Source organism: Actinacidiphila glaucinigra (genome assembly GCF_035918135.1).
Lineage (GTDB): Bacteria > Actinomycetota > Actinomycetes > Streptomycetales > Streptomycetaceae > Actinacidiphila > Actinacidiphila glaucinigra.
On record NZ_CP109144.1, the window covers coordinates 694,968 to 707,782 of the forward strand.

Annotated in this window: 5 protein-coding genes; all 5 read left to right on the top strand. The window is 71.1% G+C overall.

What is annotated here, in order from left to right; all coding sequences use genetic code 11:
- The first annotated feature begins 118 nt into the window (after window positions 1-118).
- Window positions 119-3,142: a family 16 glycoside hydrolase gene (locus tag OIE69_RS03085; RefSeq protein ID WP_326570367.1), complete on the top strand. Its 3,024-nt coding sequence runs from the start codon at window positions 119-121 to the stop codon at window positions 3,140-3,142.
- 349 nt (window positions 3,143-3,491) lie between these two features.
- Entirely contained in the window at window positions 3,492-7,697 is a 4,206-nt protein-coding gene (locus OIE69_RS03090; RefSeq protein WP_392567451.1) for a carboxypeptidase regulatory-like domain-containing protein, read from the top strand.
- 471 nt (window positions 7,698-8,168) lie between these two features.
- A complete protein-coding gene (locus tag OIE69_RS03095; protein ID WP_326570368.1) occupies window positions 8,169-8,492 on the top strand; it encodes a CATRA system-associated protein in 324 nt (107 codons plus the stop codon).
- Between the two features lie 37 nt (window positions 8,493-8,529).
- Complete coding sequence (locus OIE69_RS03100) at window positions 8,530-10,077, top strand: CATRA conflict system CASPASE/TPR repeat-associated protein (protein ID WP_326570369.1); 1,548 nt, start codon at window positions 8,530-8,532, stop codon at window positions 10,075-10,077.
- 47 nt (window positions 10,078-10,124) lie between these two features.
- Window positions 10,125-12,806 carry a CHAT domain-containing protein gene (locus OIE69_RS03105; protein WP_326570370.1) on the top strand — a complete coding sequence of 894 codons (2,682 nt, stop codon included), beginning with the start codon at window positions 10,125-10,127 and terminating at the stop codon, window positions 12,804-12,806.
- Window positions 12,807-12,815 lie beyond the last annotated feature (9 nt).

Below are 12,815 nucleotides of genomic sequence, written 5' to 3' on the forward strand. Positions count from 1 at the left end.
CGGAAGTACGCAGGCAACGGTCACGCAACGCCAGCGCTCCACTCGTACGTGCATGACTCCACTCCGCGGACGCGGGCCGCCCCGCTCGCGCCGCATTGCGCGCCCAGCAGGAGGAAGAGTGACGCCACGCAAGTACCCGAACCTCCGCGGCAATCGCCCCGGAACACGAAGAATCACCGGGCTGTTCCTCTCGGCACTTCTCACCAGCGGTCTCGCCACCGCCACCGCCGGCGCGGAGGAGCGGCCCTTCGCCGACCTGCCGCCCCAGGAGCCCGGTGTCACGCTCCGCGTCTTCGACATCCAGTCGCCGCTGGACGAGCTCTGCGACCTCAAGCCGGCCCAGACCCCCAACGTCGACAGACTGATCCCCACCGCCGACTGGACCTCCACCGACGGCTTCGGTTTCACCGACAACTTCGTGTCGCAGATCATCGGCAACATCAATGTCCCCGACGCCGGTTCGTACGCCTTCCGGCTGATCAGCGACGACGGCTCCCGCCTCTTCATCGGCGGTCAGCAGGTCATCGATCACGACGGGCTGCACGGTGCCGAACCCAAGGACGGCGAGATCACCCTCACGCCCGGGTACCACGCCCTCCACATCGACCACTTCGACCGCGGCGGCGGCCAGCAGGTCACCCTGCAGTGGAGGCCCCCGGGCGCGGCCGACTTCGCCGTCGTCCCGAACTCCGTGCTCAGCACCGACGCCGGCGTCGTCCGGGTCACCGCCCCCGGGCGCAAGGAGTGCGAGGGCAGCTACGACACCCCCGGCGACGGCCTCCCGCTGACCTCGGTCAACCCCGGCTACACCCTCACCGATCTGCGCCCCGCAGGCTTCGAGCCGCAGGTCTCCGCGATGGACTGGCTGCCGGGCGGCCGGCTCGCCGTGACCACCTGGGGCGGGAGCAGCGTGAACGAGGGCGCGGTGTACGTCCTCGATCACGTCACGGGTGACACCGGCCCGGAACGGGTCACGTACAAGAAGATCGCCGGCGGCCTGAAGGAGCCGATGGGGGTCAAGTACGTCGACGGAAAGCTGTACGTCTCGGAGAAGCACCAGCTGACCGAGCTGTCCGACCTCGAGGGCGACAACACCGCGGGCGAGATCCGCAAGATCGCCGAGTGGCCGTACGGAGGGAACTTCCACGAGTTCGCCTTCGGTCTGCTCTATGAGGACGGGAACTTCTATCTGAACCTGTCCGTGGCCATCAACTACGGCGGCGCGACGACCGATCCGCAGCCGGCCGCGAACCGCGGCAGCACCATCAAGGTGAACAAGAAGACCGGGAAGGTCAGTTACCTGGCCGGCGGCCTGCGCACACCGAACGGGATCGGACGGGGTCCCGGGGGCGAGCTCTTCGTCACCGACAACCAGGGCGGCTGGCTGCCCGCCTCCAAGCTGGTCCACATCAAGCAGGACCGGTTCTTCAACCACTACACCAACCCGGACGGCCCGTTCGACGACCGCACGGTCACCAAGCCGGTGCTGTGGCTGCCGCAGAACGAGATCGCCAACTCGCCCAGCACACCGATACTGTTGAAGAAGGGGCCCTTCGCCGGGCAGCTGCTCTTCGGCGACGTCACCTACGGCGGACTCCAGCGCGCCGACCTGGAGAAGGTGGACGGCGAGTACCAGGGCGCGGTGTTCCGTCACACTCAGGGCCTGGAAGCCGGCATCACCCGCATCAGCACCGGACCGGACGGTGCGATCTACGCGGGCGGCCTCGGCGCGGACGGCAACTGGGGCCAGGAGGGCAAGCTCCGCTTCGGCCTCCAGAAACTCACGCCGAACGGCAAGAACGTCTTCGACATCAAGACCATGCGCGCCACCCGGGACGGCTTCGAGCTCACCTACACCAAGCCCCTGTCGGAGGAGACCGCCGCCAAGCTGACGAGCGGTGCCTACACCGTCGAGCAGTGGCGCTACGTCCCCACCCCCGCCTACGGGGGCCCGAAGGTGGACGAGGAGGAACTGCCTGTCGCGGCGGCCCGTGTCTCCGGCGACCGCCGCACGGTGAGGATCACCGTGCCCGGTCTGCAGACCGACCGGGTGGTGCACGTGCGCTCGCCGCGCCCGTTCGCCTCGGCCGACGGTGAGCAGCTGTGGTCCACCGAGGCCTGGTACACGCTGAACGCACGTCCGGGCCCGGAGTCACCCGTGACGGCGTACGACGCCGAGTCCGCGCGGCTCTCCGGGGGAGCCGACATCGACACCGAGCACGCCGGCTACACAGGAGGCGGCTTCGTCGACGGTTTCGGCACCCCGGGCGCCACCGCGACCTTCGACGTCGACGCGCCCAAGAAGGGCACCTACGACGTGGGGCTGCGCTACGCCAACGGCCCCCATCCCTTCACCGGCACCAAGACCATCGGCGTCAGCGTCAACGGCGGTCAGCCGCTGCGGACGAGCCTGCCCTCCACCGGTGCCTGGAACCGCTGGTCCACCCGGTCCGAGCGGCTCGAACTGCGCAAGGGCCGCAACACCATCACCTACACCTACGGGCCTGAGGACACCGGCCACGTCAACCTCGACATGGTCGAGGTGCGCCGACCCGGCGGCCGTATCGACCTGTTCTCCGGCGGGAGCGCCGCCACCGCCTGGCAGCACACCGACGGCCGCAGCGTCGAATGGCCGCACACCGCCGAGGAGTCCATCGAGGTGTGCTGCGGCGACATCCGGACCAAGCAGGCCTTCGGCGACTTCAGACTGCACGCCGAATTCAGGGTGCCGAAGCTGCCGGACGACGTCACCGGGCAGGACCGCGGCAACAGCGGCATCTACCTCCAGGACCGGTACGAGCTCCAGATCCTGGACTCCTTCGGAGTGGAGCAGCTCGCCTCGAACGAGGCGGCGTCCATCTACAACAAGAAGGCCGCCGATCTGAACGCCGCCACCGCACCGGAGACCTGGCAGACGTATGACGTCGTCTTCCGGGCTGCCCGCTTCGACGCGGAGGGCGACAAGACCGACGACGCCAGGATCACCGTGGTGTGGAACGGCAAGAAGGTCCACGACGGCGTGGCCGTCGACGGCCCGACCGGGGGCGGCGACGCGGAGTCGGCCGCGGCCGGCGCCATCCGGCTCCAGGACCACGGCAACAAGGTCCGGTTCAGGAACCTCTGGATCGAACCGCTCGACTGACAGGCGGACCATGACGCGGACCGCGGCCTGATCGCGCGGTCCGAGGGCAAGGTCTCCGCGGATGTGGGCGGGCCCAGTGGCGCAGGTGGCCACTGGGCCTCCTTGCCGCGCCGCGGCATGGCGGGTCGGCCCTCTTGTACGGCCCCCGCCCGAGGAAGCGGCGTCGATCCCGGCTCCCGCCCCGACGCCGATCCCCTCTCGGGGGTTGCTCCCCCAAGTCCGTCGCGATCAGCTCAACAACCCACCCGGCCAGGCGAAGCGATGTCTAATGGGGCCGCGGTGAATGGATTCATTCGCCATCTCCGCTCCACAGTTGATCGCGCGTCACCGGACAGACGGGAACAGTTACTTGCATATACCAAGAAAGCTCGCGCGCTTCGGTCGGCACAGACTCACCGCGGGCCTGACGGCGCTGAGCCTGTCACTGCTCACCTTGCTGGGGACGCAGGCACCGGCCGCCGCACAAACGCCGTCCGGCGCGACGGGCCAGGCCGCGGACACCTCCAGGGACAACGGACTGTCCATGGAGCCCTCCTGTTCCGCGCCGAAGAAGAACGAGTTCGCGTGCTTCGCCCTGCGGCGCACGGACCTCGGGACCGCCAGGCGCGCGTCCGAGCCGGCCGGCTACGGCGCCGGCGATCTGCGCAGCGCGTACGACCTTCCGGCGGGTGGCGGCACCGGCCAGACCGTCGCCGTGGTCGCCGCGTACGACGATCCCACCGCCGAGCAGGACCTGGCGGTCTACCGGGAGCAGTACGGGCTGCCGGCCTGCACCTCCGACAACGGCTGCTTCCGCAAGGTCGACCAGCGCGGCGGCACCGACTACCCGCAGCCCGATCCCGAATGGGCCGGGGAGATCTCGCTGGACCTGGACATGGTGTCCGCCGTGGCGCCGAACGCGCACATCCTGCTGGTCGAGGCCGACAGCGCCGACCGCGAGAACCTCGGGGCGGCCGTCGACCAGGCCGTCGCGCTGGGCGCCAAGTTCGTCTCCAACTCCTACGGCTCCTACTACGACAGCTACCCCGGGGGCGGTGAGGACCCCGCCGAGACCACCGACCCGCACTACAACCACCCCGGTGTCGCCATGGTCGTCGCGTCGGGAGACCTGAAGTACGGGGTTCCCTATCCCGCCGCCTCCCCCCACGTCACCTCGGTCGGCGGCACCTCCCTCACCCGTGACCCGAGCACCCCCCGCGGATGGTCGGAGTCGGTCTGGAGCAACGGCGACAGCGGCACCGGCTCGGGCTGCTCCGCCTACCAGCCGAAGCCGGCCTTCCAGAAGGACACCGGCTGCCCGCGGCGAACCGTCGCCGACGTCTCGGCCGTCGCGGACCCCGCCACCGGCGTCGCGGTCTACCAGAGTTACGGGAACAGCGGCTGGCAGGTCTACGGAGGCACCAGCGCGGCCACGCCGATCATCGCCGGGGTCTACGCGGCCGCCGGAACGCCGGCGGCCGACAGCTACCCCAACTCCTACCCCTACGCCGCCGCCGGCGGACTCAACGATGTGACCAGCGGGTCCAACGGCGAGTGCGACCCGGCCTATCTGTGCACCGCGGGGCCGGGCTACGACGGACCGACCGGACTTGGCACACCCCGCGGCCTCGGGGCCTTCCGCGGCGGACCGCGCGGGGAGGTCTCCGGTACGGTCACGGACTCCGGGACCGGCAAGCCGGTGCCCGGGGCGGCGATATCGGGCGGGGACGTCGTGGTGCACTCCGACGCCTCGGGTGCCTACGCCCTGTCCCTGCCGGCCGGAACCTACGACATCGGCGTCGAGGCGTTCGGCTACGCGACCGTGTCCACACCGGACGTCACGATCGCCGACGGCGCCGCCCTGACCAGGGACTACGCACTGCAGACGGTGCCCAGCCGCACGATCACGGGGAAGATCACCGACGGCTCCGGCCACGGCTGGCCGCTCTACGCCAAGATCGTCGTGGACGGTGCGCCCGGCGGCCCGGTGTGGACCGACCCCGCGACCGGCGCGTACAGCGTCAAGCTCCCCCAGAACCGCGCGCACACCCTGCGGATCACGGCCTCCCTGCCCGGCTACGAGGAGGTCACCCGGCACCTCGCGGCAGGCACGACGGCGCAGAGGCTCGACGTCCCGGTGCCCGCCGACGTCTGGTCGGCCGGCGCACCCGCCTATGCGCCGAGGCTGACCGGCCCGACCCAGCGGTTCACCTCGACGGACGCCCCGCCCGAGGGCTGGTCGGTCGTCAACGCCGAGGGAACCCAGGGCGGCTGGGCGTTCGACGACCCCGGAGGCCGGTCCAACACCACCGGCGGCGACGGCGGTTTCGCCGTGGTCGACAGCGATCACTACGGCTACCCGGCCGTCCAGGACTCCAGTCTGGTCAGCCCCCGGTTCGACCTCACCGGCGTCGCGGTCCCCGAGCTGGCCTTCGACACCGACCTCATGCCCTTCTTCGGCCAGACCGCCGACCTCGACGTCAGCACCGACGACGGCGCGACCTGGAAGAACGTCCGGTCCCTGACCACCGACGCGGCCGGCCCGAAGCACATCGAAGTACCCCTGGCCGCGTACGCGGGCAGGCCCTCGGTCCGGCTGCGGTTCCACTACACCGCCTCCTACGCCATGTGGTGGGCCGTGGACAACGTCTTCGTCGGCAGCCGGGAGCTCACGCCCACCCCGGCCGGCCTGCTCACCGGAACCGTCACCGACGCCAACACCGGCGCGGGGCTGGCCTCCGCCACCGTCACCTCCCCCGACGAGCCCGCCCTGAGCACGATCACGGCGGCGACGCCCGAGGACCCGAACCTGGGCGACGGCTTCTTCACCCTGACCGCGCCCCTGGGCAAGCACGCCCTCACGGCGGCGACGCCGCACTACACCGAGCGGACCAAGACGGTCGCGGCACGCGCCGACACCGCCGTCACCTCGGCATGGAGGCTCACGGCGGGCCGGCTGTCCCTGACGACCGACCCGATCGAGGCGACCGCGGTCCTGGGCAAGAGCGCGACCCACGAACTGACCATCGCCAACACCGGGGGCGCCCCGGCCACCCTGACGCTGGCGGAACGCGCGGGCTCCGGCCGCACGGAGGACGGCGCACCGCTGCGACGCGTCGGCCCGCGCCGGCTCCCGCCGTCCGGCAGCGACGCGCACACCGCCCAGATCGACGGCCGGACCACACGGACCGGCGGACCCGCGGCCGCCTCCGTCGAGGCCGGTCCTTCGGGTGACGCCTGGAAGCCCGTGCCCGACCTGCCCACGGCCATCATGGACAACGTCGTCGACACCTACGACGGCAAGGTCTACTCGGTCTACGGGTACGACGGCGAGGACGACACCGGCGACCTCTACCGTCTCTCCCCGGACACGGGCACCTGGACCCGGCTCACCTCGTCCCCCCATCCGCGCCGCGCACCCGCGCACGGCTTCATCGACGGCAAGTTCTACGCCGCCGGCGGCTGGGGCAGCAGCACCGGCGGCATCGACCCGGGCCTGGACGTCTACGACCCGGTCCGCAACACCTGGACCAGCGGCGCGAAGGCTCCCAAGGCCTACGCCGGATCGGGCGGCACCGTCCTCGACGGAAAGCTGTACACGATCGGCGGCTGTTCGGCCACGAGCTGCGGCACGACCGACGCCTCCGTCTACGACCCCCGGGAGGACCGCTGGTCCGAGATCGCCCCCTATCCGGAGCCCATCGCCTGGCAGTCCTGCGCCGCCATCGGCACCAGGATCTACTGCGCGGGCGGGGAGAGCGGTGGCGCCGTCGCGGTGTCCTCCACGTACGTCTACAACCCCGCCACCGACAAGTGGTCCGCCCTGCCCGACATGCCGATCCCGCTGTGGGGGGCGGCGTACACCGCGGCCAACGGGCTGCTGCTGGTCTCCAGCGGAGTGACCGACGACAGCCGGCTCACCAACCAGGGCTTCGCCCTCGACCCCGCGACCGGCACGTGGAGCGCCCTGCCCAACGCCAACACCCCCACGTTCAGAAGCGGCGGCGCGACGGGCTTCTACAAGGTCGGCGGCACCGTCGACGCCTATGAGCTCTCCCCCACCACCACCGTCGAACTCCTGCCCGGTTACGACCAGGAAGGGCTGTCGGAGGTCACCTGGCTCGGCGAGTCCGCCAAGAAGATCACCCTGGCCCCCGGCCAGAAGACGGTGCTCACCCTCACCTTCGACACCGCGGAACTGGAGGTCGCGCAGCACGGCGACTACGGCGCCCGGCTTGCCCTGTTCACCGACACCCCCTACGCGGTGCCCGACATCCCCGTCTCCCTGCACGTCGACCCGCCGAGAACATGGGGCGACATCAGCGGGACGATCCTCGGGGCGACCCCCACGGGAGGCACCGCCCCACTGGCCGGCGCGACCGTGCAGATCGACAGCTGGGCCGGCTCCCACACGCTCACCACGCGCCCGGACGGCACCTTCGGCCTGTGGCTCGACACCCGTAACAACCCGCTGACCGTCATCGTCGCCAAGGACGGCTACCGGCCGACCGTGGCCACCGTCCGGCTCAAGAAGGGAGCCGTCGTCACCCACGACGTCACTCTCAAGCGGGCATAGCCACCATCCCCCGCGGCCCCGTCGCGCGCGTGGCGGCCGGCCGCGCGCAGCCCACCGCGGACTGCGCGCGGCCGCCGCCATGGTCCACCCGGACGATCAGCCGCGTCCTTTGGGCGCGCCGCGGCATCGTCGGGCCGGTCGTGGCGGGACGCTCTCTCTAGCCACGGCGGGTTCTTCCCGTCGGCGGGCCGGGCGCCGTATCCCCGAGCACGGCGCCCGGCCACCGGCATCCTCCGCCGGCCGGTGCAGCACCCGTACCGGGACCAGGACAGGCGGGCGGCGGCAGCCGGGGACCCCCGATGGGGATCAGCGGAGGCCGGGGCCCCGCGCCGACCGGATGACGGAACTGCTCACCCCGCTCGCCGAGTCGGAAATTCCAGCCGCGGACGAGCGCCGAGCGATATCCTTGGGCCCTCATTCCGGAAGCGGATACGGGAAAGCAGCAACGGGGGGCCACCGGTGGATGCTGACGTGAAGCGGCGTGCCGTCAACCGACTGCGGGCGCTCGACGACTGGCTCCTGTCGGCCGAAGGATGGGCCAAGGTGGAGGCGGTGCTCGGAGATCTCAACACGGCAGTGGCCGCGGACTCCCCCGAGCTGATCACCAAGAGCCTCGCGAGTCTGCAGGCACTCGAGTCCGCCTATCGTGCCCGGACCCTGCCCGGCGCCCGGAAGACCCTCATCCCTGCGGACCGGCGCGAGCAACGCAACGTCCTGGTCGGCAGACTCACCCTCGATCTGGACGGCCCGCACGAACCGCGCGACAAGAGGGGCACAGACCCCTCGACCGACTGAGCGCCATTCGCCTACGTCCGGAATCGGGTGACGCCTGGTGCAACGGTTCGTCAAACCGTCGCTGATCATCACATGCCTCGTGCCGGCCGTTCCGGAGCCGGAAGACACCGCCCCCCAGGAATACCTCGGACGCCTGTGGGACGCGTGCGGTCTGCTCGGCATCACCGAGGCGCTCGATGGACTGCCATCACGCGAAGAACCCGTCCCCGAATCCGACGCCGTCGTGACGGAGTTCACCATCCTGGAAGCGGCGAAGCGGGAGGGCGGGCCCGGCATCCACGCCGCCTTTCGGTTCGCCGAGCACGATGTGCTGGGACTGGTCGCCCTGCTGGCTCCGAACGACCTCGACGCCGGGCTCGGGCAGTGGAACAGCCTGCTGGACCAGTGGTCGGCGGCCCTGATCGCCGCAGGGGTCGCCGACCCCGTACCGGACGGAATCCTCGGCGAGTTCCACGTGTTCACGGCGCTGCACCAGGCGGGGACGCCCCGGTCACAGCCGCCCCTGGCCGAATCGGTCCGACGCCACGCGCCGCCGTCCGGCGCGGACGAGGACACCTGGTGGCGTGGGCACGACGTCACAGAGCACGGGTTCTCGGTCTGGCGCACCGGCTCGGGAGACCCGAGGAACGTGGTGACGGACTTCTGCGTCCTCGCCCCGCTCCGAGCCGAGGAGGCACTGGACGAATGGGTTTGGGCGAGGGACGGCGAGAACGGCTTACGGCCGCTGACCCGCTACCTGCTGCACGCCGCCAAGTCCGGCTACGAGGCCCGCCGGTACCACACGCTCGCCTCCGAGAAGTCCCTGCACGAGCGCCGGGCCGAGAGCGACCAGGAGAGCCGCGCCCTGCTGCGTGCGCTGCAGCCCGGTGCCTCCGGCGAACCGGTCAGTCTCAAGGACGTGCTGGCAGCGGCCGCCATGCTCGACCAGACCCAACTCGGGCCCCACGGAACACTGTGGACGATCACCCAGCATCGCGACCTGGCCCGCACGGTGAACATCGCGATCACGAACATGCGCCTGAACACACCCCGGCTGCGCCGCGTCGGACACGGCACGTCCTGGCCCGAGCGCGATCTGGCCGCGGCCGAGACCCTGATCGCCCAGGTCCAGAACGATCTGGAATACCTGTCGACCGCCCGCGAACGAGCCGAGGCGGCGCGCACCGCGGCCACCGCGGTCACCGACCGGGCGTTGAACGAGTACCGGAACCGGCTGAGCCTGGTGCAGACCTCGACACTGGGGTCCCTGCTCACCGCACTGACCGTGGTGCAGACCCTCGACTACGACCTTCCGCTCCCGAAGGCCGCCCAGTTGCCCACCATCCTCGTCCTCGCGGCCGCCGCGCTGCTCCTGCCGCTGGCGGTGCTCAGGCAGGCCGCGATCTCCGCGGCCTCCCTCCCCTACCGCTGGATCGACTCGGCAGCCGCGGGCCTGCTCGGATCCTCGGTGTGCTGGCTGGCGCTGACACTGTGGCGCCTGCACCTCGGTCACGCCCCGCCGGCACCCGTCATGACAGTGAGCGCATGCGTGGCCGTGGGCCTGGCCGTCACCGCGGCGGTCCATCGGGCGGCCCGCCGCCGCTGACTCCCCCCGACCACACCGTCCTCACAGAAGCGGGAGCCGAACAGGCCATGCCCCAGTCGACGAGCCCACAGCCGGAAGACTCCGTCTCGGCCATTCTCGCTCTCATCGGCCAACTGGACGTCGAGGACGTCATCCTCCGTTTCGACGTGGACTTCGACGTTCCCATGCGGCAGGACGACGCCCTGCGCCTCCTGCGGCTGGCCGGGGAGTCCGGCCACGGCCGGCGGAACGACATCGGGGACACGGCGCGCCGGGTCGGCGCCCACTGGTGCGAGATCGTCCACGCGGACGTGACGTACAAGCTGTTCACCGGCCTGCAGCTGATCAAGGCCTCACGAGCCGACGCCCGGCTGCTCCACGATCTCCACCTCCGCGGTGAGCTGCCGGCCGACGACCCCTTCGCCGCCTACGCGCTCGCCCGGTGGTTCGACGGAGAGGGCCGGATCCGGTACCGGCTGGGCAGCTTCACCTCCGCCCGCATCTCCTTCGGCACCGCCGTCGACATCGCCCAGCAGGCCGGACTGTGGTGGGTCGTGCCGGATCTGCGCGGCAACCGCGAGCGCGCACGGTTCGAGGAGCGGGGGCAGCCGATGCGGGACGGTGGAAAGGCATCCGCCACGGGCGGGTTCGTCACCGAACTCGAGGCGCTCCTGCGGGAGATCGAGGAGCTGGCCCATCTCCATGGTGTCGACGTCGCCGTTCCTCCGGCGCCCGGCACTCCCGCCCGCCACCGCGAGTTCCTCCGCGGCTATTCCAACGCGCTCCACAACCTCGCCACCGCGCTCCGTGAGGCCGGACAGCCCGAACGGTCGCTGGCGGTCACTTCACGCTCCCTGGCGATCTCCGAGGGCCTCGCCGACGTCTACCGGGTGGCGCAGTCACGCACCAATCAGGCGCTGTGCGACCCGGAGAACGCCCGGCAGCACTTCGAGGAGCTGCTGACCCTCCCGTGGCAACGCGGAAGGGCCATCGCCCGGCAGAATCTCGCGCTCCGCAGCGGCGGCGGCCCGGGGCTGGCGGAGCTGAGGCGACTCCTGGACGAGATCGAACAGGACGACTCCGCGGACGGGCATCACGCCGGGCTGGACGTCGACTTCTACGCCTACACCGTTCGCGGATACCAGCGGACCGCCGAAGCCCTGCCGCCCGACAGCCGTCCGAAGGACGTCCTCACACGGCGGCTCGGCCTGGCGCGTTCGGTCCGATCGGCCATCGCGCTGCCCGCCTACAAGCGGACGTACGCCCGTCACATGCGACCGGCCTTCCTGCACGCCATCGCCGAAGCCGTCGTCCGCGGGCACGACACACAGGCGGACCAGGAGAGGGTCCTCTCCCTGGTCGAGGAATCCGCAGGCCGTGAACTGCTCGACCTGCTCGGCTCCTCGCATCCCTCGTCGCTCAGGCCGCCCGCCCATCCCATCGCCGGAGCCCCCTCGCCCGAAGCCCCCGGCCCCGGCCCCGGTGCCGGTCCCGCAGTGCGCGCCGCGCTCCGGGCCGCCTCACCCGAGCTGACGCAAGCCCTGCGCGAGGTGCTGGCCGAACGCGAGCAGGAGTACGAAGAGCACTTCCTGGACGCCCCGTTGACGTCCGTTCCGCACGACGAGGACATCGCGCACCGCCTCGTCCAGTACACCCTCAATCACCCGGGCTCCTGCGTGGTGCGCTACTTCCGCTACGCCGCACCCGACGGTGTGACGGGCGGAGCCGGAGCGGTGTCCGACTCGCTCGGCATCATGGTCTGCCGGGACGGACGTCTGACGACCGTGCCGGGCATCGCCTACGAAAAGGTGGCGGGCCTGGCCGATCTGGTGTGGGCCGACATCTCCGACCCCGACTCGCCGTGGCCCTCCGAGGCGACCTGCCGCCGCGTCTGGGACCTCCTCCTCGCACCCGTCTGGGACCGCGTCGACGACGGTGGCACCACGACCCACCTCACCTTGATCCCCACCGACCACGTCTTCGCCATACCGCTCCACGTCGCCGTGGGACCCGACGACACACGGCCGCTCGCCGCACGGGTCCCGCTCTCCCACTCCGTCAGCGTGGCCGCCTTCGTCACGCAGGGACGCCACCTGCTCAAGCGCCAGCTCATGGAACAGGACGACGACCTGACGGCCCTGTTGTCGACCGACGCCGACGCCTCGGGCCGCGAACTCGTCGGCACCGGCTGGCACCCCGGCAAGGTCTTCGTGGCCGGGCCGCCTCCGGAGGGCCTGGAGTACGCCGAACCGGCCCACGCCGCCGACTGGGACGGCCTGGGCGCACTCGTGGCCAAGGAGCCGGAGTTCTTCGTCTACGCCGGCCACGGCACCTACGTGGACGGCCCGGAGGCCGCCGGTCCTCTGCTCCACCTCGGCAGCCACGACGTGCTGACCCAGTTCGACCTCGCCCTGCGCGTGAGCCTGCCGCGCAACAAGCTGACCGTCCTCGGTGCGTGCGTGGCGGGACAGGGCATGCGCTCCGACGGGGGCGACGTACTGGGTTTCATGCGCTCGCTGATCATCAGCGGCGCCGGAGCGGTCTGCCTGCCCCTCTGGTACGTCCTGGACATCGCCCTGGTGCAGACCGTACGCGCGCTGCTCCGCAAGAGCAGGCAGGTCCTGGGCGATGCCGACAGCGCGCCCTTCGACGTCGTCCAGGCCCTCCACGAGCACTACCTCTCGGTCCTGGACGACTATCCGAACCTGGCCGGCCGCATCCAGCACACCCCGCTGGCCCTGTACCTGTGACGTCCAGCA

Coding starts and splice junctions, on each gene's coding strand:
- OIE69_RS03105 (WP_326570370.1), top strand. CDS start 10,125: ATGCCCCAGTCGACGAGCCCACAGCCGGAAGACTCCGTCTCGGCCATT.